Genomic DNA, 21447 nt, shown 5'->3' with positions numbered 1-21447 from the left:
AATGTAAATGGGCTGCGGCCGAAAAAAAAGCGACACCGCAGTGTCGCTTTCATGGGCACAGCCTATCCTAGCTGACCATCGCCAGGCGCGGGCCGGCTGCCGGGAAACGCTGCTCGATCGATGCGGCGATGCCGGCGGCGTCCAGGCCCACGCTTTTCAGCAGCTGCACGGGGTCGCCATGGTCGATGAAGGTGTCCGGCAAGCCCAGCATCAGGATGGGCTTGACGATACCCTCGGCGGCCAGCGCTTCGGCCACGGCCGAGCCGGCGCCGCCCATGATGCAGCCCTCTTCCACCGTCACCAGGTAATCGTGCTCGGCAGCCAGCTGTTTCACCAGCGCCACGTCGAGCGGCTTGACGAAGCGCATATTGGCCACCGTCGCGTCCAGCTGCGTACCGGCTGCCACGCTCGGTGCCACCATCGAGCCGAAGGCGAGGATGGCGATGCGCTGGCCTTGGCGCTTGAGCTCGCCCTTGCCGATCTCGATGCTGGTCAGTTCCGGCACGATGGCCGCACCGGCACCGGCGCCGCGCGGATAGCGGATGGCGGCCGGACCCGGATAGTGGTAGCCCGTGGTAAGCATCTGCCGGCATTCGTTTTCGTCCGACGCGGCCATGATGACCATGTTCGGGATGCAGCGCAAAAACGCCATGTCGTAATTGCCCGCGTGCGTGGCGCCATCGGCGCCCACCAGGCCGGCGCGGTCCAGGGCGAAGGTCACGTCCAGGTTTTGCAGGGCCACGTCGTGGATCAATTGATCGTAGGCGCGCTGCAGGAAAGTGGAATAGATGGCCACGACGGGTTTCAAGCCTTCGCAGGCGAGACCGGCGCCGAACGTGACGGAATGCTGCTCGGCGATGCCCACGTCAAAGTAGCGGGCAGGAAATTGCTGTTCGAACTTGACCATGCCCGAGCCTTCGCGCATGGCCGGCGTGATGCCCACCAGGCGCTTGTCGTGGGCGGCCATGTCGCACAGCCAGTTGCCGAACACTTCCGTGTACGTCATCTTGGCCGGCGCCGTGGCCGGCTTGATGCCCTCGGCCGGATTGAACTTGCCCGTGCCGTGGTACAAAATCGGTTCCGCCTCGGCCAGCTTGTAGCCCTGGCCTTTTTTTGTCACCACATGCAGGAATTGCGGGCCCTTCAATTGCTTGATATTTTGCAAGGTCGGGATCAGCGAATCGAGGTCGTGGCCGTCGATGGGACCGATGTAATTGAAACCGAATTCCTCGAACATGGTGGCGGGCACGACCATGCCCTTGGCGTGCTCCTCGAAGCGCTTCGCCAGTTCCAGCACGGGGCCGGGCAGGACGGACTTGCCCACATTCTTGGCGGCCGCATAGAACTGGCCCGACATCAGCCGCGCCAGGTGGCGGTTCAGCGCGCCCACGGGCGGCGAGATCGACATGTCGTTGTCGTTCAGGATGACCAGCAGGTTGACGTCTTCCTGCACGCCCGCATTGTTCATCGCCTCGAACGCCATGCCGGCCGTCATCGAGCCGTCGCCGATCACGGCGATGGCGTGCAGCGGGTCGCCCTTGATCTTGGCGGCCTGCGCCATGCCCAGGGCGGCCGAGATCGACGTCGACGAGTGGGCCGTGCCGAAGGTGTCGTATTCGCTTTCGTCGCGCTTGGGGAAGCCGGAAATGCCATCCTTCTGGCGCAGGGTATGCATGCGCTCGCGGCGGCCCGTGAGAATTTTATGCGTGTAGGTCTGGTGGCCCACGTCCCACACGATGCGGTCGTGCGGCGTGTTGAACACGTAGTGCAGCGCGACGGTCAGCTCGACCGTGCCCAGGTTGGACGACAGGTGGCCGCCCGTCTTGGAGACGGAGTCGAGCAGGAAGCTGCGCAGTTCCTGCGCCAGCGGCACCAGCTGCGAGCGGGCCAGCTTGCGCACTTGCGCTGGTTCATTGATGGTTTCTAACAGTTTCATTTAAGCCTTCCGCTGCACGACCAGGTCTGCCAGCTCGCGCAAACGGCGTGCCTTGTCCCCGAATGGCGCCAGCGCCGCATGGGCGTCGCACCGCAATTGTTCTGCCAGGGCTTTCGATGGTTCCAGCCCCAGTATCGATACGTAAGTGGGTTTGTTGGCGGCCGCATCCTTGCCGGCCGTCTTGCCCAGGGTGGCCGAATCGGCCGTCGCGTCAAGCACGTCGTCGACCACCTGGAAGGCCAGCCCGACGGCGCGCGCATAGGCGTTCAGCGCCGTCATCTCGTCGGCCGCCAGGTCCTTGCCGGCCAGCGCGCCGAGGATCACGGCCGCGCGCAGCAAGGCGCCCGTTTTGAGCTGATGCATCTGTTCCAGCTGCGGCAGGGTCAGGGCCAGGCCGACGCTGTCGAGGTCGATCGCCTGGCCGCCGCACATGCCGGCCGAACCAGAAGCGTGCGCCAGCAGCTTGATCATGGCCATCTGCCGCGCGGGGGGAATGGCCGCGCCGTCGGCCAGCAGCATGAAGGCTTGCGACTGCAGCGCGTCGCCCACCAGCAGGGCCGTCGCTTCGTCGTAGGCGACGTGCACGGTAGGCTTGCCACGACGCAAGGCATCGTCATCCATGCACGGCATGTCGTCATGCACGAGCGAATACACGTGGATCATTTCCAGTGCGCACGCAGCGCGCGCGAGGGTGTCTTGATCGGCATCAAACAATTCGCCGGCCGCCATCACCAGCAGCGGGCGCACGCGCTTGCCGCCGCCCAGGAGGGCATAGCGCATGGCGGCGTGCAGCTTGTGCGGCACCACGTCGGCGGCGGGCAGTAACTGGTCGAGGCGGCCTTCCACGCCGGACTGGGTGGCTTGCATCCAGTCGCCGAAGGTCACGCCGTCTTGTTGCATGCTGGCCATCATTGGGCGGCCTCGCCGGCATCCGTGAACGGTTTGAGCATGTCGCCTTCCAGTACTTTCACCTGCGCTTCCACGCTATCGAGCTGGGTGGCGCAATATTTGACCAGTTCCGAGCCGCGCTGGTAGGCCGCGACCGATGCTTCCAGCGGCAACTGGCCCGCTTCCATTTGCGTTACCAGCTGCGCCAGTTCCGCCATGGCCTCTTCAAACGAGGCCGGCACTGCGGCAGCGGCAGTTAATTTCTTCGACATAGACTCAGATCTCTTCGTGGCACGAGGGGCTTGGTGGGAGACGCCGGGGACTCCCGGCCAGCATAGAAGCGTTATTTTAGAACAAACCACACTATTAAGTGAAAACTAAAGCGCAATCGGCGCGCTCAAAGAAAGTGATGTTGCCAGTTGCTCAGTGGATTTTAGCCGAATCGCCCCCATCTGCCGGAAATTGCACGGTAAATGACAACGTTTCTCATTAAAGTGCCGGAATTGCTGGGGGTTTTGGCAATGCCGAGGCCGATCCGCGCTATAATCGCCGGTTCTGTCCGAAATACCGTTTCAACAAATTTGAATTCAGGTCTTTGCGGATTCTTTCTCTCTGTAGCGGTTGCCCAGGGAATGGCCTGGGGCACTGCTGACCGTTGTACATTTATGGGGGGTTGGGATGTCCGATCTGGCTACTCACGCCAAGCTGGCGCGTTCAAACGCGCAACTTCCGGTCCACGTCTATTTTGACGAAACGCTGTTGCAGCGTGAAATGCAGCAATTATTCCAGGCCGGCCCGCGCTATGTCGGGCATGAGCTGATGGTGCCGGAAACCGGCGATTTTGCGACCCTGGCGTCTGAGAACGAAGGGCGCATGCTCGTGCGCAACGCCAATGGCATCGAAGTGCTGTCCAACGTGTGCCGCCACCGGCAGGCGCTGATGTTCAATGGCCGCGGCAATGCGAACAATATCGTCTGCCCGCTGCACCGCTGGACCTACGACCTCAAGGGTGAACTGATCGGCGCGCCGCATTTCCCCGAGACGCCATGCCTGAACCTGTCGAAAACCCCGCTGCAAAGCTGGAATGGCTTGCTGTTCGAACAGAATGGCTACAACGTGATGGAAAAACTGAAAAGTTTGTCCGTCTCGAAAGACCTCGACTTTTCCGGCTACATGTTCGACCACGTGGAAATCCACGAGTGCGACTATAACTGGAAGACCTTCATCGAAGTCTACCTCGAGGACTATCACGTGGAACCGTTCCACCCGGGCCTGGGCAGCTTCGTCAGCTGCGACGACCTGCGTTGGGAATTCGGCAAGGATTACAGCGTGCAGACGGTAGGCGTGCACCGGGGCCTGCAGCAGGCCGGTTCGCCTGCCTACAAGAAATGGCAGGAACAGGTGCTGCAATTCCGCGGCGGCGAGCCGCCGCCGTACGGCGCCATCTGGCTGACCCTGTATCCGAACATCATGGTGGAATGGTATCCGCACGTGCTCGTCGTCTCGACCCTGTGGCCCGATGGCCCGCAAAAGACGCGCAACGTGGTGGAGTTCTATTACCCGGAAGAAATCGTGCTGTTCGAGCGCGAACTCGTCGATGCCGAACGGGCCGCCTACATGGAAACCTGCGTCGAGGACGATGAAATCGCCCAGCGCATGGATGCGGGCCGCAAGGTCCTGATGGCCCGCGGCGTGAACGAAGTGGGTCCTTACCAATCGCCCATGGAAGACGGCATGCAGCATTTCCACGAATGGTACCGCAGCAATATCGAACTGTAGTCCCAAGGGCCGCCTCGTGCGGCCTTTTTTTATCCCCGCGTTTTTCAGGAATCAGATGCAATCTCTTTGGATGCTGTTTGCAAGTTTTATGTTCGCCATCATGGGCGTGTGCGTCAAGCTGGCGTCGGACATGTATTCGACGTCCGAAATCGTCATGTACCGCGGCATCATCGGCATGACCGTCATGACCTGCACCATCCTCTACCAGGGCGGCAGTTTCAGGACGACCATGCCGGGCCAGCACCTGTGGCGCGGCGTGGTGGGCGTCATCGCCCTGTGGCTGTGGTTTTACGCCATCGCCATCCTGCCGCTGGCCACGGCCATGACGCTCAATTACATGGCGCCCATCTGGATCGCCGTGATTTTGCTGGCCGGCGGCTGGTGGAAAGGCATGAAACAGGTGGAATGGCCGCTGGTGGCGGCCATCGCCATGAGCTTTGTCGGCGTGACCCTGCTGCTGCAGCCCGTGTTCGAGACGGACCAGGTGGGCGGCGCCATCACGGCCTTGATTTCCGGCATGCTCTCCGCCCTCGCCTACCTGCAGGTGCGCAAGCTGGGCTTGCTGGGCGAACCCGAATACCGGGTCGTGTTTTATTTTTCCATCGTCAACTTCCTGGCCGGCGTGATCGGCCACGTGGCCAGCGCCGGCGGCGGTCCCGTCGTCTGGCATGCGCACACGAGCGGCTACGGCATCGGCTTGCTGGCCGCCATCGGCCTGTGCGCCACCATGGCGCAGATGGCCATGACGCGCGCCTATCGCCTGGGCAAGACCCTCGTGGTTGCGAATTTGCAATACACGGGCATCGTCTTTTCCAGCTTCTGGGGCGTGGTGATCTTTGGCGATTTGTTCGACTGGCATGGCTGGGCCGGCATCGGCATCATTCTCGCTTCCGGCATCGCGGCAACCTATTACAATACCCGCAACACGGCCCGCGGCGCCGCCATCGCGCGCACGGATCCGATTGCCAGCGAAGTGTAAAGGAGCGTTCCTGATGTACACCACCTTGATCCAGGCCAGCGAACTGGCCAGCCACCTGAATGACAGCAACTGGGTCATCCTCGATTGCCGCCACGACTTGCTCAATCCCACGGCCGGCAGCGACGCCTTTGCCGCCGGGCATATCCAGAACGCGCAGTTCGCCGATATCGACACGGCCCTGTCCGGCCCCAAGACGGTGCGCGGCCCCGCCTTCACGGGACGCCACCCCCTGCCCGAGCGCAATGCCCTGCTGGCCACCTTGCGCGGCTGGGGCATCAGCGACGACACGCAAGTGGTGGCCTACGATGGCCAGGGCGGCATGTTCGCCGCCCGCCTGTGGTGGCTGCTGCGCTGGGTGGGCCACGGGGCCGTCGCCGTGCTCGACGGCGGCCTGGCCGCCTGGCAGGCGCAAGGCTTGCCCCTGGTCACGCCCGTGGCGCCCCGCCCTGCCGGCAACCTCACGGAACAAGCCAGCCTGACGCGCACCGTCACCGTGCAGGACGTCATCGCCAACCTGGATACGCAGGCACTGCAGGTGCTCGACGCGCGCGCACCCGACCGTTACCGCGGCGAAAATGAAACCATCGACCCTGTCGGCGGCCATATTCCCGGCGCGAAAAACCGTTTCTTCAAGGATAACCTGCAACTTGACGGGCGCTTCAAGCACGCGGCTGAACTGGAAAAGGAATTCGCCGGCCTGATCAGCAAGCCGGAAACGGCCATCCTGCAATGCGGCTCCGGCGTGACGGCATGCCACAACCTGCTGGCCCTGGAAGTGGCCGGCTTGCCCGGCGCGGCCCTGTATCCGGGCTCGTGGAGCGAATGGTGCGCCGATCCGGCCAGGCCCGTGGCGACTGGCCTGGCATAAGCCGGTGACGCGGCGCCGTACGGCGCCATATCGCTGAACTCTATCATCATCAGGAATGATTCATGCAACGATCCGCCTTGAGCGTACTGGCCAGCTTATGCCTGGCATTCAGCCTGCCTGCCGCCGCGCAAAAACCATTGGCCGCGTATGAACTGAAGGAAACCATGACCGTCAGGGCATTCGACCAGCCAGTGCTGCTTGAAAAACGCAACAGCTACGATGGCATGCTGGCGGACAAGGTGCAGGAAGGCGCAGCGACGCGCATGGCCGGCTATGCGCAGGCGGACCAGGCAATGACCCAGGCGCGCTATCCGGGCGCGCAACGCCTTGGGACCGCAGAATTGGCCGACTACCGGCCTGGCGCGCACATCACGATGGTCGACCGCTACACGATCGAGCATGCCGCGACCGCCTTGGGAAAAGGCTGGATCTTCGCATTCATGCCGGTGAATTTCGTTCAAGCAATGCATATCAAGGACGAAGCCGCGCGCGGCGTCCCGTTTGTCTTGCCAGGCGCGGGCAAGACGCTGACCTACACCTTTCAGATCAACCTGCCTGACAATGTCAGCGGTTTGCTCGACCCCACCACCACGCGCTACGACGGCGATTTCTTCACTTACAAACAGTCCCAGCAATTTCGCGGCAATGTGGCGCGCATCGCGCTGGAACTCACTTTCCTCGGCGATTCGGTGCCGGCGCGCGACCTGGACCAATTTCTTGCGCAACTGCAACACATCAGCAAGATGATGGGCGGTTCCTTCAGTGTTCCGGAAATGTGGATCAACAGCAACAAACCGGGCACCGAGGCCAATACGCCGGGCCAGCGCATGCGCAGCAGCGTGGAAAAAGAGATCGCTGATCACAGCGCGACCATCGCGCGCAAGCCGGAAGACAAGCAGCAACTGGCCGAAGCGTATTGGTTGCGCGGCTCGTCCCATGCGGATCTGCAGCAAACCGAACTGGCATGGGCGGACGTGACGCAGGCGCTGGCGCTGCGACCGTCAACGGCTGTCTACCATATGACGCTGGCATCGATCCAGGTGCAGCGCGGACAATTCCAGTCTGCCATCGAACAGCTGGAACAGGCGCGGCTGCTGGGCTACGATGCCTACGAAGTCGCTTACCAGCGCGGCCAGACTTATTACCAGATGGGCCAATACCGGCGCGCGCTCGACGACCTGGAACCGCTGGCCATCTCGGCGGCAAACATGGAGGCACAGCCGTATGCCAGGCTGTGGTATCTGTGGACGCTGGCTTCTGCCGGACTCGCCTTGCCGGACGCGCTCAGGCAGGAATTGAACGCCGACGCCAAAGGCGCTTGGCCGCGCCCCGCCTACGGCCTGTTCACCGGCATCTCGACGCCGGAACAAGTGCTGGCGGCAGCCGACACAATGACGGGGGATGAGCGCCTGCTGTCCTTGTGCGAAGCGTATTTTAATGTCGGCCAATACTATCTGTTGAAGCAGGACCGCCTCAAAGCCAGGGAGTTTTTTGAAAAGACGGTTGCCACCGGCATGGTGATGTACGCCGAATACGGCAACGCACTGCTTGAACTGCGGCGCCTGGCGCAAACGCGGTCCTGATGCAGGCCTGCACCAGTTGCAACGCGCCACCGCCGCCCGTGGACGCCATCATCGGCAAGCTGCCACGGGCGCCGGCACCGTACTAGGGCATGATGCCCAAAGCGCGGTTCAAATACGCGATCTCGTCCTGCCACGCCTGCTGGCTGGCCCGCTTCTGGTGGCGCGGTTTTCTCGCCAGGTCTTGCGCCAGCAATTGCTCCAGCTCGCACAAACGCTCCAATTGCACATCGACGCCGGTTTGCGCCAGCGCAAGCGCAGCCGTTTCCACGCGCGGCGCGCACGCTGGTGCCTGCCCATCCTCAAGACTCAGCCGCGCATACGCACTGGCCGCGTCAAGCCACTCTTCCAGCCGGCCATCGGCCACCACCCAGAAACGGTTGCAAGCCGTTTCGATCAGGTCGCGGTCGTGCGACACCAGCAGGCAGCCCCCTTCGAAGCCGCGCAGGGCCAACCCCAGCTCCGCCTTGCCCTGCATGTCCAGGTGGTTGCTGGGTTCATCGAGCAGCAGCAAGTGGTAGCTGGCCAGGGACAGGCCCAGGAACAGCAGCCGCGCCCGCTCGCCGCCGCTCAGGGTGGCCACCGTCTGGCCATGGCGCGCATACGGGAAACCGGCCCCGATCAGCGCCTGCCTGCGCACCACCTGGCTGCGGGCAGCCTCGTTCTGCGCGGCAAACGGGTACAGGGCGTCGGACAAGTCCGCGTCGTCGGCCAGCTGCCGCAGCGACTGGTCGTAATAGCCGATGCTTGCCGCCTTGTGGTAGCGCAAGTCCGCCCGTTCTTCCCCCGCCTGGATGGCTTGCCAGCACAAGCGCAGCAAGGAGGACTTGCCGCTGCCGTTGGCGCCCAGCAAGGCGACCCGGTCGCCCGGTTTCAGCCACAGCTGGCCGACCTGGAACAGCACGGGAGAGGCGGGCACGGCGCGCACATCCAGCCCGTCCAGCGCCAGCAACTGGTCCGCCGCCAGCGCCTTGCCGCTCAGACTCAAGCGCCACGGCGCGCCATCGCTGACGAATGCTTGCGCATCCTTCAATTTATCGATGCGCCGCTGCATGGTCTTGGCCTTGCGCGCCAGGTCCTCATTGTCGTAGGTGCGGCCCCACAGGGCCAGGCGGGCGCTGCTGGCCGACAGGCGGTCGATTTCCTTCTGTTCGGCCGCATGCCTGGCGGCGGCGGCAAGATCGGCTTCGGCCAGCGCCGCCAGCGCGGGGCCGCACGGCAAGTCGAAATCGTAGAGGCGGCCATCGCGCAGGATCCAGCTGCGCGTGGCCACGTTGTCGAGCAGGCGTTGGTCGTGCGAGACGAGGATGAAGGCGCCGCGCCAGCGCAACAGAAATTGCTCCAGCCACAGCAAGGATGGCAAATCCAGGTGATTGCTCGGTTCGTCCAGCAGCAGCACGTTCGGCTCCTGCAGCAGGGCACGCCCCAGCAGCAGCCGCGTGTGCTGGCCGCCGGACAGGGAGTGCACGGGCACTTGCGCCGTCTCCAGGTCGAAGCCCAGTTCGGCCAGCAGGCTGTCGACCCGCCAATGCAGCTCGGGCTGCTCCAGCACGGGGGCCAGCAAGGCGTCGTACAGGCTCAGGCTGGCAAGGTCCGCCGGCAAGTGCTGTTCCACGTGCTGCAGGCGGCAGGCGCGGGCATAGTGGATGGTGCTGGCGGTGGCTTCCCGCGTGCCGGCGAGCAGGCCCAGCAAGGTGGATTTGCCGCAGCCATTGTGGCCGGTCAAGCCGATGCGGTCGCCCTGGCGCAAGGTAAAGGCGAGTTCATGGAACAGGAAACCGTCGTGGGTATCCAGCTGTAATGCTTGTGTCGAGATCAGGGTAGTCATGGCTCTTGTCTTTGTTCGGGATGCAAGCATCCGCGTTAACAGGAGCGCTAACGACAACGGAGTACCAGGAAAGGACTCGTAGAGGAGGGTAACTTTGCTCTGGCCAGGTTATCGCAGCGCGATAGAACGTGGGCAAGAGCGGACAAAGGCGCTTAAAGAGCGTGCGCGCCACAAGGCGAGCAACAAGTTTTCTTCCATGATATTTTCCTCCTTTCTGTGCAAGTTAGTCAGAAAGGCAATATAGCATAGGCGGTACTGCGGCACCGAATCAGTGCATCAACCGCCGTGGCGCTTGTGCGTCAGGAACAGCACGATGCACACGCCCAGCGCGATCAGGAGCACCTGCGGGATGGTTTCGCGCAAGGTGGAGCGGCGCTGCATCTGCGGCATCAGGTCGCTCAAGGCGATATAGATGAAGCCGGACGAGGCGAACACGAGCACGTAAGGAATCAGGTTGCTGGCGCGGTCCAGGGTGAAGTAGCCGAGCAGGCCGCCCGCCACCGCCATCAGGCTGCACAGCAGATTGAAGATGTAGGCGCGCAGGCGCGAGAAACCGGCGTTGAGCAGCACGATGAAATCGCCGATTTCCTGCGGAATTTCATGCGCGATGATGGCCAGGCCCGTGACCAGGCCCAGTTTCGGATCGGCCAGGAAGGCGGCGGCGATCAAAATGCCGTCCGTAAAATTGTGCATGCCGTCGCCCACTAAAATCATCCAGCCGGCCTTGCCCGCCTCGTGCTTGTCGTGGCCGTGCGCATGGTGGTGGCCGTCGCCTTCGTGGTGGTGCGAATGGCGCAGGATGGCGAATTTTTCCAGCATGAAAAAGGCCAGCAAGCCCGCCAGCAGGGTGGCAAACAGGCTGCGCGGGTCGGCCTGCGACTCGAACGCTTCCGGCAAGGCGTGCAGCAAGGACGTCGACAGCATGATGCCGACGGACAAGCTGACCATGCGCTCCACCACCTTGGACAGGAATGCAAACGAAAAGATCGCCGCCGCGGTAATGCTGAACACGCCCGCGATCGTGGTCGCGAGCAAAATGGATATAAGGACGGGATCGATGATTTTCTTACCTCAAAATGGCGCCTGCCCACTGGCGCCCGCTATGCTGGCGTCTGGCCTGATGACTATAGTATTGCTTATTATTCAATTTTTTGCGCGCTTGGCGACGGCGTAGCGCAGGGAAGATGCAATTGTACTGCATTGACGCGAACCGGGCATTTTACAGCCCGGTGCGCCTTTCGCGTTACTGTTGGATAAAATTACTGAAAATAAATGCTTTTAGCGCTGTTTGGCACCCTTTAACGCCCGCGTTCACGCCACGCCATGCTGCTTGAACCAGGCCAGGCAGCGCGCATAACCATCCTTCGCATCGGCCGCCACGTAGCTGGGGCGGTAATCGGCATTGAAGGCGTGGCCCGCATCGGGATACACGACGAACTCCGATTTGTTGCCGCCCTTGGCCAGCGCCGCCTTCATCTTCGCGATCGATTCCTGCGTGATGCCCGTATCCTTGCCGCCGTACAAGCCCAGCACGGGCACCGTCAGGGTGGCGGCGATATCGATGGGGTTGCTAGGCTGCAAGGCAGTCGGCTCGCCCACGAGGCGGCCATACCAGGCCACGCCCGCCTTGACGGCCGGATTGTGCGCCGCATACAGCCAGGTGATGCGCCCGCCCCAGCAAAAACCCGTGATGCCCAGGCGGCTCGTGTCGCCCCCATTCTGTTTCGCCCACGCGACAACGGCATCGAGGTCCGCCATCACCTGGGCGTCCGGCGTCTTGGAGATGATGCCTTTCATTAACTCGGGAATGCTGCTGACCTTGGTCGGGTCGCCCTGGCGCACGAACAGATCGGGCGCCAGCGCCAGGTAGCCCTGCTTGGCGAAACGGCGCGCCATGTCGGCAATGTGCTCGTGCACGCCAAAAATTTCGGAAATGACCAGCACCACGGGCAAGCCCGTCTTGCCTTCCGGCTGGGCCGCATACACGGGCACGGCCTGGCCATCGACCATCACGGACATGGTGCCCGTCAGCAAGCCCGCCGTGTCCGTCTTGACGACGTTTTGCGCCGCCACGGGCAGCACGGCCACGGCAAAGCCCGTTCCCAGCGCCACCTTCAGGAAGCCACGCCGGCCATCCGGCCCGGACAAGCTGCTCTGGCCCAGCAAACTTTCACAATCGGTGATCATGTCGCTCATGCGTTTCTCCTGAAGGTATTGCGTTTGGAAATGTCGGCGTACGCTGCGCTAAGCCGACCTACTGTCATTGCTCGTCACTCCTGATTGGCACGTAGGCCGGCCTGGCGGGGCATGCCCCGCGCAAGCCGACACCGCATCAGTGCGCTTCGTCCCAATTTTTGCCCACGCCCACCTCGGCCGTCAGCGGTACTTTCAGCGCGGCCACGCCCGCCATCAGTTCCGGCAGCTTGCGCTTGACCAGCTCCAGCTCGGCATCCGGCACTTCCAGCACCAGTTCATCGTGCACCTGCATGATCATCTTCGTCTGCAGCTTGTCCGATTCCAGCCAGCCCTGCACGGCGATCATGGCCAGCTTGATCAGGTCGGCGGCCGTGCCCTGCATGGGCGCATTGATCGCCGCCCGTTCCGCGCCCTGGCGGCGGGGGCCGTTCGGCGAATTGATTTCCGGCAACCACAAGCGGCGGCCGAACACGGTTTCCACGTAGCCGCGCGCCTTCGCCTGCTGGCGCGTGTCTTCCATGTACTGTTTCACGCCGGAAAAACGGGCGAAATAACGGTCGATATAGCTTTGCGCGGCCGTGCGGTCCACGCCCAGGTTACCCGCCAGGCCGAAGGCGCTCATGCCGTAGATCAAACCGAAGTTGATGACCTTGGCGTAACGGCGCTGCTCGCTCTGCACTTCCGCGGCCGGCACGCCGAAGATCTCGGCCGCCGTGGCGCGGTGAATGTCGATGCCGTCGGCAAAGGCGCGCAGCATGGCTTCGTCGCCCGAGATATGCGCCATGATGCGCAATTCGATCTGCGAATAGTCGGCCGAGACGATGTGGCTGCCCGGCGGCGCGATGAACGCTTCGCGGATGCGGCGCCCTTCCGCGCTGCGGATGGGGATATTCTGCAGGTTCGGGTCGTTCGACGCCAGGCGGCCCGTGACGGCCACGGCTTGCGCATAGTTCGTATGCACGCGGCCCGTCGTGACGTTGATCATCTTCGGCAACTTGTCCGTGTAGGTCGACTTCAGCTTGGCCATGCCGCGGTATTCCAGCAGCACCTTGGGCAGCGGATAATCCTCGGCCAGCTTTTGCAGCACTTCCTCGTCCGTCGAAGGCGCGCCCGTCGGCGTCTTCTTGACCACCGGCAATTTCAGCTTCTCAAAGAAGATTTCGCCGATCTGCTTGGGCGAGCCCAGGTTGAACGGCTGCTCGGCCAGTTCATACGCCTTCGTTTCCAGTTCCAGAATCTTCACGGCCAGCTCGGCCGACTGGATGTTGAGCAGCTCGTCGTCGATCAGCACGCCGTTGCGCTCGATCTTTTGCAGCACGACGGCCGTCGGCATCTCGATCTTTTCATAGATGAAGGTGAGTTTTTCATCATTGGCCACGTTGCCCCACATGGCATTGTGCAAGCGCAAGGTGACGTCCGCATCCTCGGCCGCATACTTGGCCGCCTGCTCCACTTCCACCTGGTTGAAGGTGATCTGCTTGGCGCCCTTGCCGCACACGTCCTCGAAGGGGATGGTCGTGTAGTTCAGGTGGCGCAGGGCCAGGCTGTCCATGTCGTGCTTCTTGTGCGATTCGAACACATACGATTCGAGCAGGGTATCGTGGGCGATGCCGCGCAGGGTCACGCCGTGGTTGGCGAAGATATGGCTGTCGTATTTCAGGTTCTGCCCCAGCTTGGGCTTGTTTTCATCTTCCAGCCATGGGCGCAGCTTCGCCAGCACGTGCTCGCGCGACAACTGTTCCGGCGCGCCCGCGTAGTCGTGGGCCAGCGGGATGTAGCAGGCGCTGTGTTCGGCAACGGACAGGGAAATGCCCACCATCTGCGCCGTCATCGGTTCGAGCGACGTGGTTTCCGTGTCGACGGCCGTCAGGGGCGCCGCGTCGATGAGGGCGATCCATTTGTCCAGCTGCGCGTCCGTCAGCACGGTTTCATAGTCGGCGGCAGGCGCCGGCGTCGCATCGGCGAACATGTCGCCCGTGGTATGGGCGGCGGAAGCACCGGCGGCGGGTGCGCCGACCGGCGACATGGGCGGCGGCGCCGCGCCCAGCTCGCGCAGCAGGGCCTTGAAGCCGTAGCGCTGGAAGAAGGCCAGCAGTGCTTCCTTGTCTTCCTGTTTCGCCGCCAGCGAATCGGCGATGCTGCCCATGTGTTCCGACAGGTCGCAGTCGGTCTTGACGGTGATCAAGGCGCGCGCTTGCGGCAGCCACGGCAGGGCCGTGCGCAGGTTTTCGCCCACGGCGCCGCCCACATTGGCCGCGTTTTCCATGATGCCTTCCAGGCTGTCGTACTGCGTCAGCCACTTGACGGCCGTTTTCGGGCCGCATTTCGACACGCCCGGCACGTTGTCGACCGTATCGCCGATCAGCGACAGGTAATCGATGATGCGGTTCGGCGGCACGCCGAACTTGGCCAGCACGGCCGCTTCGTCGAGCTTTTCATTGCTCATGGTATTGATCAGGGTCACCTGGCTGTTGACCAGCTGCGCCAGGTCCTTGTCGCCCGTCGATACCACCACGTTCATGCCGGCGGCGGCCGCCTGCACGGCCAGGGTGCCGATGACGTCGTCCGCTTCCACGCCGTCGACCATGAGGATGGGCCAGCCCATGGCGCGCACGGCTTCGTGGATGGGTTCGATCTGCAGGCGCAGGTCGTCCGGCATCGAGGCGCGCGTGGCCTTGTATTCGGGATACATGTCATCGCGGAAAGTTTTACCCTTGGCATCGAAGACGCAGGCGATGTAGGCGGCCGGGTAATCGGCGCGCAGGCGGCGCAGCATGTTGACCATGCCGTGCATGGCGCCCGTGGGATACCCATCCGGGCTGCGCAGGTCGGGCAGCGCATGGAAGGCGCGATAAAGGTAACTGGAACCGTCGACTAACAGCAGGGTGTTTTGCATAATGCCAATAAAATAAGGTGGACCGCGCCTGCCTGGGAAGAGTGCGGCGGGCGGGTGGAATATCGTCCAATTATCGCAGAGTTTGGGGCCGCGCCACCGGCCGCGACGCATGCCGCCCTTGCCTTTTTTACCACCCTGGCGGCCCCGTGTGGCCGCGCAGGCGCGCGCCCCGGCCGATTTCCGCGCATAGTAAACAGCATTGCCTACCAGTTTGTTACAATGCCTTATAGATAAATTGACGGCATGACCACTGCATTTTCTGCAGTCCACCACATGGAAGCGAACCCATCATGATGCGTACATCGACACTCTGGACATTCCTCGCCCTGCCGTTGCTGGCATGCTCAGCCATTGCCAGCGCCCAGACGCCGGCCAAGCCCAGCGACGCGCCGCCGCAGCTGGAGCGTATCGAGGAAATGGGCGAAGCGCCCATCACCGTGGCACCGGCGGCACCCAGACAGCAGATTACCGAGAAACGCGAAGCGGGCGTGACGTCCGAAGTGAAAGTCACCAGCGGCGGCAGCACGTATTACATGAAGCCTGCTGCCGGCGCCGACCCGGCCAACAGCGCCACCTTGCGCGGCCCGCAATGGAAGGTGCTGGAATTTGACCTGGGCAAGAAGAAACAGAAACAGCACGACGAAGAGGCCGCTGACGTGCCGGCCCCGCCCGCACCGACGAAATAAGCAGCGCTCCTCACCTGCCCTGCCCCGGCCACACGCGGGGCAGCCGGCTTTTTACCCTCTTAGACTTCATTCTTTTTCCCCATGGCAGTTTTTACCGCGCTACACCTGGACGATATCGGCCAATGGATCACGCAATTTCCACTTGGCAAGCCTCTGGCCCTCAAGGGCATCGCGTCCGGCATCGAAAACAGCAATTTCTTCCTGAGCACGGAGCGCGGCGAGTATGTGCTGACGATCTTTGAAAACCTCAGCTTCGAGCAATTGCCGTTCTATCTGCAGCTGATGCGCCACCTGGCCGACCGCGGCGTGCTCGTGCCCGCCCCGATCGCCAATGCCGACGGCGAACTGGTGACGGCCCTGCAAGGCAAGCCGGCCGCCATCGTCAGCAAACTCGACGGCAGTTCGCAGATGGCGCCGCAAGCAGTGCATTGCGCGGCCGTCGGCGCCATGCTGGCGAAGATGCACCTGGCGGCGCAGGATTTCCCCCTGCAGCAGCCGAACTTGCGCGGCCTCGACTGGTGGAACGCCACCACGCCGCTCGTCCTGCCCCACCTGGACGACGCCCGCGCCCACCTGCTGCGCGCGGAAATCCATTTCCAGGACGCCTTTGCTGCCTGCGCGACATATAAAGCCATCCCGCGCGGTCCCGTGCACGCCGACTTGTTCCGCAACAATGTCATGTTTGACGGCGAACGCCTGACGGGCTTTTTCGACTTTTACTTTGCCGGCTGCGACACCTGGCTGTTCGACGTGGCCGTCACCGTCAACGACTGGTGCGTGGACCTGGACACGGGCGTGCTCGACACGGCCAGAGTGCGCGCCCTGCTCGACGCCTACCAGGCCGTGCGCCCGTTCACGCCGGAAGAAAAAACGGCCTGGCAGCCGATGCTGCGCGCCGCCGCCCTGCGCTTCTGGCTGTCGCGCCTGTACGACTACTACCAGCCGCGCGCCGCCGAAATGCTGACGCCGCACGATCCATCGCATTTCGAACGCATTTTGCGCGAACGGATTGCCACACCTGCTCCGGAACTGTTTTAAACATGGAAAAATTACCTGCAAGTACAGGCTGGCTCTGGGTGAAACAAGGCTTCGGCCTGTTTCGCAAGCAACCCGGCGGCATGTCGATGCTGTTTCTCGGCTATATGTTCTGCATGCTGGCCGTCAGCATCGTGCCCCTGCTGGGACAATTGCTCCCTGTCATCCTCGTTCCCGTCTTTTCAGTTGCCTTCGTGCAAGGCTGCCTGAACATCGACCAGGGCAAGCGCGTCCTGCCCAGCCTGCTGATCTCGGGCTTCCGCAAGCCCGCCTTCCCCGTGCTGCTGGGACTGGGCGTGCTGTACATCCTGATGGCCATCGTGGCCATCGGCGCCTCCACCCTCGTCGACGGCGGCGTGCTGTGGCAAATGGTCACGGGCCAGCTGGACCAGGAAGCGGCCAAGGAAGCCATCCTCAATTCCAACATCGGCCTGGCCATCCTGACGGCCATCGCCCTGTACGTGCCGGCCGCCATGGCCTTCTGCTTTGCCGCGCCGCTGATCTACTGGCAGCAAATCAGCCTGGGCAAGGCGCTGTTCTTCAGCTTTTTCGCCGTCTGGCGCTCGCTGTCGGCCTTCATCGTCTTCGCCGCCACGTGGTTCGCCATCAGCGTCGTCAGCAGCCAGTTGCTCGCCATCATCTTTGGCCGCAGCCCCCTGATGATGCAGCTGATGATGCCGCTGTCGATGATACTGACCATCATCATGCATTGCTCGTTCTACGCCGCCTACCGCCAGATCTTCGGCGTGCCCGCCGATGCCAGCAAGACCGTGTCGCTGGACAAGCCGAACGACTGATTTTCACGCCGCATGAACAAAGGGCAGCCTGCACAGGCTGCCCTTTTTTTATGACCGCTCGTGTCTCAACGCCCTAATCGCTCCAGCTTGGCGATGCCCAGGTCCAGCACCTTCATGCCGTGCTGGCCGAAGTTGATCTGCGCGCGCGCATTGCCGCCGCCGCCTTCGATATTGACGATCACGCCTTCGCCGAACTTGGCATGCGCCACGGATTCGCCGATGCGCCAGCCGCCGCCCGTGGCTTTTTGCGCGATCTTTTGCGCAATCGCATTGTCCGAGCCCAGGCTGGCCACCTTGGGCGCCTCGTCCCAGGCCGACTTGCGGTTGCCGAACCAGTTCGCCTGCACCTTCGGCGACAGCCATTTCAGCGATTCTTCCGGCAATTCGTCGAAGAAGCGCGACTTCATGTTGTAGCGCGTCTGGCCGTGCAGCATGCGCGTCTGCGAAAAGCTCATGTATAACCGCTTGCGCGCGCGCGTGATGGCCACGTACATCAGGCGGCGTTCCTCTTCCACGCCGTTGTCTTCCTTCGAGCTGCTTTCGTGCGGGAACAGGCCCTCTTCCAGGCCCGTGATGAACACATTGTCGAATTCCAGGCCCTTGGCCGAGTGCACCGTCATCATCTGCAGCGCATCCTGGCCCGCCTGCGCCTGGTTATCGCCCGCTTCCAGCGACGCGTGCGACAGGAAGGCGGAGAGGGGCGACATCACGGCCGGCAGCGGCGCGTCCGCGTCCAGGATCTCGATGCCATCCTGGTTGACGACGGGTGCGCCCGACTGCGCCTGGGCGGCTGGCCCCAGATGCGCGGGTGCGCCCTGGCCGAATCCTTCCTCGGAAATGAACTGGCTGGCCGCGCTGACCATCTGCTCCAGGTTCTCGATGCGGTCGGCGCCTTCCTTTTCATTCTGATAATGCTGCAGCAAGGTACTCGCTTCCAGCACCACGCGCACCATTTCCGGCAGCGACAGCTGCTGCGTTTCAAAGCGCACGCCCTCGACCAGCTTGACGAAGCCGGCCAGCACGCTGCCCGCCTTGCCCGCCACGTAGGGCACGGCCGCGTACAGCGAGATGCCGTACTGCTCCGACGCGGCCTGCAATTGCTCGATCGAGCGCATGCCGATGCCCCGCGTGGGGAAATTGACCACGCGCAGGAAGGCCGAATCGTTGTGCGGATTGTCCATCAATTGCAAATAGGCAATTGCGTGCTTGACCTCGGCGCGCTGGAAGTAGCGCTGGCCGCCGTACACGTGGTAGGGCATGCCGGCCGAGAACAGCGCGTGTTCGATCACGCGCGACTGCGCGTTCGAGCGGTACAGAATCGCAATTTCACTGCGCGAGGCGCCATCGGCGATGAGGCTTTTCGCCTCCTCGATGATCCATTGCGCTTCCTGCAAGTCGGAACTGGCTTCGTACACGCGCACCTGCTCGCCATGGCCCGCGTCCGTGCGCAAATTCTTGCCCAGGCGCTTGCTGTTGTTGGCGATCAAGACGTTGGCGCTGTCGAGGATGTGGCCGTGCGAACGGTAGTTCTGCTCCAGCTTGATCAAGTTCTGCACCTGGAATTCGTGCTCGAAGGCGCTCATGTTGCCCACGTTGGCGCCGCGGAAGGCGTAGATGCTCTGGTCGTCGTCGCCGACGGCAAACAGGGCACCGCCAGCGCGGCTGCCATGGCCGGCCAGCAACTTGAGCCAGTTGTATTGCAGGTTGTTCGTATCCTGGAACTCGTCGACGAGGATGTGACGGAAACGGGCCTGGTAATGCTCGCGCAAGGGTTGGTTGCGGCTGAGCAATTCATACGTGCGCAGCAGCAATTCCGCAAAATCGACGACGCCTTCGCGCTGGCACTGGTCATCGTACAACTGGTACAGCTCGACCATCTTGCGCTCGTGCGCGTCGTAGGCTTCCACGTCCGTGGCGCGCAAGCCCTGGTCCTTGGCGTTGTTGATGAAGTACATCACCGTCTTCGGCGGGAATTTTTCATCATCGATGTTGTTGGCCTTCAACAAGCGCTTGATCACCGACAACTGGTCCTGCGAATCGAGGATCTGGAAGGTCTGCGGCAAGGCGGCGTCGCGGTAATGCGTGCGCAGCAGGCGGTTGCACAGGCCGTGGAAGGTGCCGATCCACATGCCGCGCGTGTTGATCGGCAGCATGGCCGACAGGCGCGTGAGCATTTCCTTGGCGGCCTTGTTGGTAAAGGTCACGGCCAGGATGCCGGCCGGCGATACCTGCTGGGTCTGGATCAGCCACGCGATGCGGGTAGTCAGCACGCGGGTCTTGCCCGAGCCGGCGCCCGCCAGGATCAGCGCGTTCTGCGCCGGCAGGGTGACGGCGGCCAGTTGTTCGGGATTGAGGTTGTGAAGAAGATTTTGCATGCCGTGATTATACCGGCATGGCTAAAAATACTGTGCATTTGTCCAGCGGTCGCGCCGCATCCGCCGCGCGCACGCTACAATCGGCCTTCCCGTATTGTTGAGGAAAGCGGCATCCATGACACCTCCCGGCCATATCGACGGCGCCCGCGTCCTCGCGTGGGCCTGGTCCGCCCTGCCCTTCGGCCATGTTGCCGGCGACGCGGGCGCGGCCCCCGTCGCCATCCATGGCCTGGCCCTGTGCCAGTATGCGGACGAAAACAGCGTCTACCGCTTCAGCTGCGATGCGCAGTGGGACTGCGTGCAGGATGAACGCTACGCCAGCGTGGACGAGGCCAGGGCGCAGCTGCCGGCGCAATACCGCGCCGTGGCCGCCTCCTGGCATGCCACCTGAGCGCCGTTTCAGCGCACCAGCCTGGCCTTGCCTTCGCTGAGCGCCTGGGCAATGACCTGGCGCGTGGTCCGGTCGGCCGCCTTCGACGCCTGTTCCTGCTGACGGCCCAGTTCGCCCATCTGCTTGCCCAGCGTTTCCATCGGCTTGCCCCGCTCATCCATCTGGCGCGACAGCGCGTCCGACTTGGCCATCTCGCGCTCGGTCGCGCTGGCGATGCGGTCGTTGATCTCTTCCATGGCGTCCTGCGCATCTTCCATCTGCTGCTGCAGGCGTTCCACATCGCGCTCGGCGGCGCGGCGCGCGCTGTCCGAGCCAGCCTGTGCCTGGCGGCGCGACGCCTCGCCCAGCTTGCGGCCCAGTTCCCGCTGCTGGCGGCCCAGCGCCTGCAGCTGCTCCGCGTCACGCGTGCCGACCCGCGCCTGCGCCAGGCCGTGGCTGCCCATCTTACTGCCCAGCTCGCCCATCGCCCTGCCGTGGGCGCCCATCTGCTTGCCCAGGCTGCCCATCTGCTCGCCCAGTTGCTGCGACGGTTTCCAGGCCGCGCTGACCCGGGCCAGCAGCGCCGGGTCCTGCGTGACGTAGCTCTTGCCATCGTCGCGGAACCACAGGAATTGTCCCTTGATCGATGCCTTCAACTGCTTGATCTGCTGGCCATCGATGGCGCTGCCGCTCATGGTCACGCTGTCCCGGTCGCTATCGACGAGGGCATAGCCGTCGCCGCTGCCCATGGAAATGTTGATCTGCTTGCTCGGCGGCGCGGGCGGCGCAGGGGGCACGGGCGGCTCGGGCGGCTGCACGGCCAGCGCGCTGCCGCCTATCAGGATACCGGCCAGGCTGAGGATCAAACGGTGGGAAATGGACATGGCTGCCTCGTTATCGATATTGTTGGAGCATGTACGGTAGCGTGGCCCCGCGGACCCTTCCAGCGCCGTGCGACAGGCTGCAAAAAAGGGCGCCTGGACGGCAGGCTGGCACGATGGACGGAAACGCCGGGCAAAAAAATGCGGGGGTCGGAGTCCCCCGCAAAAACCGCCGTGGTACGGCGAGGTTTGACTGTAGCGCCGCGCCATCCAGGCCTCCAGCGGCATGCGACAAATTGCCGGAATGACGGATTGAACGACAGATAGGCGCGATGAATGGAAAACGGCACGGCCGGCGCGGGGATAAAAAAAGGCTCTGTCCTCGACAAATAGGGGAACTCACGGTACGGCCG

General features: G+C 63.1%; 17 protein-coding genes. 8 read left to right on the top strand and 9 right to left on the bottom strand.

The genetic code is table 11. The features are described 5' to 3' along the window. Positions 1-67: 67 nt before the first annotated feature. Genes dxs through EBS11_RS05305 form a run of 3 tightly spaced genes read right to left on the bottom strand, consistent with a single transcriptional unit; the run spans position 68 to position 3096 of the window. Positions 68-1936, bottom strand: a complete 1869-nt coding sequence (dxs, locus tag EBS11_RS05315; RefSeq protein ID WP_290601080.1) for a 1-deoxy-D-xylulose-5-phosphate synthase — start codon at positions 1934-1936, stop codon at positions 68-70. Further along, entirely contained in the window at positions 1937-2836 is a 900-nt protein-coding gene (locus EBS11_RS05310; protein ID WP_290601078.1) for a polyprenyl synthetase family protein, read from the bottom strand. An 8-nt stretch (positions 2837-2844) separates the two neighbouring features. Continuing rightward, complete coding sequence (locus EBS11_RS05305; RefSeq protein ID WP_251351026.1) at positions 2845-3096, bottom strand: exodeoxyribonuclease VII small subunit; 252 nt, start codon at positions 3094-3096, stop codon at positions 2845-2847. A gap of 406 nt (positions 3097-3502) precedes the next feature. Between EBS11_RS05305 and EBS11_RS05300 the strand changes: the two genes are divergently transcribed. The 4 genes from EBS11_RS05300 (at position 3503) to EBS11_RS05285 (ending at position 8033) form a co-directional block, all read left to right on the top strand. After that, positions 3503-4603 carry an aromatic ring-hydroxylating dioxygenase subunit alpha gene (locus EBS11_RS05300; protein WP_290601076.1) on the top strand — a complete coding sequence of 367 codons (1101 nt, stop codon included), beginning with the start codon at positions 3503-3505 and terminating at the stop codon, positions 4601-4603. Positions 4604-4658: 55 nt separating this feature from the next. Then, entirely contained in the window at positions 4659-5582 is a 924-nt protein-coding gene (locus EBS11_RS05295) for a DMT family transporter (RefSeq protein ID WP_290601075.1), read from the top strand. Between the two features lie 13 nt (positions 5583-5595). Beyond that, on the top strand, positions 5596-6450 hold the full coding sequence (locus EBS11_RS05290; protein ID WP_290601074.1) for a sulfurtransferase: 855 nt from the start codon (positions 5596-5598) through the stop codon (positions 6448-6450). A gap of 77 nt (positions 6451-6527) precedes the next feature. Continuing rightward, entirely contained in the window at positions 6528-8033 is a 1506-nt protein-coding gene (locus EBS11_RS05285) for a hypothetical protein (protein WP_290601072.1), read from the top strand. 82 nt (positions 8034-8115) lie between these two features. On the opposite strand, the gene EBS11_RS05280 is transcribed toward EBS11_RS05285, so the two are convergent. The 4 genes from EBS11_RS05280 to polA all read right to left on the bottom strand — a co-directional run bounded on the left by EBS11_RS05280 (position 8116) and on the right by polA (position 14950). After that, positions 8116-9858, bottom strand: coding sequence for an ATP-binding cassette domain-containing protein (locus tag EBS11_RS05280; protein WP_290601071.1), 1743 nt, complete (start codon positions 9856-9858; stop codon positions 8116-8118). A gap of 276 nt (positions 9859-10134) precedes the next feature. Next, a complete protein-coding gene (locus EBS11_RS05275; protein WP_092803150.1) occupies positions 10135-10893 on the bottom strand; it encodes a ZIP family metal transporter in 759 nt (252 codons plus the stop codon). A 276-nt stretch (positions 10894-11169) separates the two neighbouring features. After that, positions 11170-12054, bottom strand: coding sequence for a dienelactone hydrolase family protein (locus EBS11_RS05270; protein WP_290601069.1), 885 nt, complete (start codon positions 12052-12054; stop codon positions 11170-11172). 136 nt (positions 12055-12190) lie between these two features. Continuing rightward, positions 12191-14950: a DNA polymerase I gene (gene polA, locus EBS11_RS05265; protein ID WP_290601068.1), complete on the bottom strand. Its 2760-nt coding sequence runs from the start codon at positions 14948-14950 to the stop codon at positions 12191-12193. Positions 14951-15240: 290 nt separating this feature from the next. On the opposite strand from polA, the gene EBS11_RS05260 reads away from it, so the two are divergent. The 3 genes from EBS11_RS05260 to EBS11_RS05250 all read left to right on the top strand — a co-directional run bounded on the left by EBS11_RS05260 (position 15241) and on the right by EBS11_RS05250 (position 17468). Further along, positions 15241-15636, top strand: a complete 396-nt coding sequence (locus EBS11_RS05260; RefSeq protein WP_290601066.1) for a hypothetical protein — start codon at positions 15241-15243, stop codon at positions 15634-15636. An 81-nt stretch (positions 15637-15717) separates the two neighbouring features. Continuing rightward, positions 15718-16674 carry a homoserine kinase gene (locus EBS11_RS05255; RefSeq protein ID WP_290601064.1) on the top strand — a complete coding sequence of 319 codons (957 nt, stop codon included), beginning with the start codon at positions 15718-15720 and terminating at the stop codon, positions 16672-16674. A gap of 2 nt (positions 16675-16676) precedes the next feature. Further along, the gene (locus tag EBS11_RS05250) at positions 16677-17468 is read left to right on the top strand and encodes a BPSS1780 family membrane protein (RefSeq protein WP_290601062.1); all 792 of its coding nucleotides are present in this window, start codon (positions 16677-16679) and stop codon (positions 17466-17468) included. A gap of 65 nt (positions 17469-17533) precedes the next feature. Here EBS11_RS05250 and EBS11_RS05245 read toward each other — a convergent pair whose 3' ends face one another. Further along, entirely contained in the window at positions 17534-19843 is a 2310-nt protein-coding gene (locus EBS11_RS05245; protein WP_290601060.1) for a UvrD-helicase domain-containing protein, read from the bottom strand. Positions 19844-19958: 115 nt separating this feature from the next. Between EBS11_RS05245 and EBS11_RS05240 the strand changes: the two genes are divergently transcribed. After that, the gene (locus EBS11_RS05240) at positions 19959-20234 is read left to right on the top strand and encodes a hypothetical protein (protein WP_290601058.1); all 276 of its coding nucleotides are present in this window, start codon (positions 19959-19961) and stop codon (positions 20232-20234) included. An 8-nt stretch (positions 20235-20242) separates the two neighbouring features. Here the strand turns inward: EBS11_RS05240 and EBS11_RS05235 are convergent, their stop codons facing one another. Continuing rightward, on the bottom strand, positions 20243-21097 hold the full coding sequence (locus tag EBS11_RS05235) for a hypothetical protein (RefSeq protein ID WP_290601056.1): 855 nt from the start codon (positions 21095-21097) through the stop codon (positions 20243-20245). Positions 21098-21447: the final 350 nt, after the last annotated feature.

The organism is Janthinobacterium sp., assembly GCF_009923995.1.
In the GTDB taxonomy this organism is placed as follows: domain Bacteria; phylum Pseudomonadota; class Gammaproteobacteria; order Burkholderiales; family Burkholderiaceae_D; genus Janthinobacterium.
The sequence above is the reverse complement of the archived record's forward strand: the minus strand, read 5'-3'. Positions and strand labels throughout refer to the sequence as shown.

What these genes read in the sequence shown, in the direction of transcription:
- dxs (WP_290601080.1), bottom strand. Translation starts at nt 1,936, where the DNA reads ATGAAACTGTTAGAAACCATCAATGAACCAGCGCAAGTGCGCAAGCTG.
- EBS11_RS05310 (WP_290601078.1), bottom strand. Translation starts at nt 2,836, where the DNA reads ATGCAACAAGACGGCGTGACCTTCGGCGACTGGATGCAAGCCACCCAG.
- EBS11_RS05305 (WP_251351026.1), bottom strand. Translation starts at nt 3,096, where the DNA reads ATGTCGAAGAAATTAACTGCCGCTGCCGCAGTGCCGGCCTCGTTTGAA.
- EBS11_RS05300 (WP_290601076.1), top strand. Translation starts at nt 3,503, where the DNA reads ATGTCCGATCTGGCTACTCACGCCAAGCTGGCGCGTTCAAACGCGCAA.
- EBS11_RS05295 (WP_290601075.1), top strand. Translation starts at nt 4,659, where the DNA reads ATGCAATCTCTTTGGATGCTGTTTGCAAGTTTTATGTTCGCCATCATG.
- EBS11_RS05290 (WP_290601074.1), top strand. Translation starts at nt 5,596, where the DNA reads ATGTACACCACCTTGATCCAGGCCAGCGAACTGGCCAGCCACCTGAAT.
- EBS11_RS05280 (WP_290601071.1), bottom strand. Translation starts at nt 9,858, where the DNA reads ATGACTACCCTGATCTCGACACAAGCATTACAGCTGGATACCCACGAC.
- EBS11_RS05270 (WP_290601069.1), bottom strand. Translation starts at nt 12,054, where the DNA reads ATGAGCGACATGATCACCGATTGTGAAAGTTTGCTGGGCCAGAGCAGC.
- polA (WP_290601068.1), bottom strand. Translation starts at nt 14,950, where the DNA reads ATGCAAAACACCCTGCTGTTAGTCGACGGTTCCAGTTACCTTTATCGC.
- EBS11_RS05260 (WP_290601066.1), top strand. Translation starts at nt 15,241, where the DNA reads ATGATGCGTACATCGACACTCTGGACATTCCTCGCCCTGCCGTTGCTG.
- EBS11_RS05255 (WP_290601064.1), top strand. Translation starts at nt 15,718, where the DNA reads ATGGCAGTTTTTACCGCGCTACACCTGGACGATATCGGCCAATGGATC.
- EBS11_RS05250 (WP_290601062.1), top strand. Translation starts at nt 16,677, where the DNA reads ATGGAAAAATTACCTGCAAGTACAGGCTGGCTCTGGGTGAAACAAGGC.
- EBS11_RS05245 (WP_290601060.1), bottom strand. Translation starts at nt 19,843, where the DNA reads ATGCAAAATCTTCTTCACAACCTCAATCCCGAACAACTGGCCGCCGTC.
- EBS11_RS05240 (WP_290601058.1), top strand. Translation starts at nt 19,959, where the DNA reads ATGACACCTCCCGGCCATATCGACGGCGCCCGCGTCCTCGCGTGGGCC.
- EBS11_RS05235 (WP_290601056.1), bottom strand. Translation starts at nt 21,097, where the DNA reads ATGTCCATTTCCCACCGTTTGATCCTCAGCCTGGCCGGTATCCTGATA.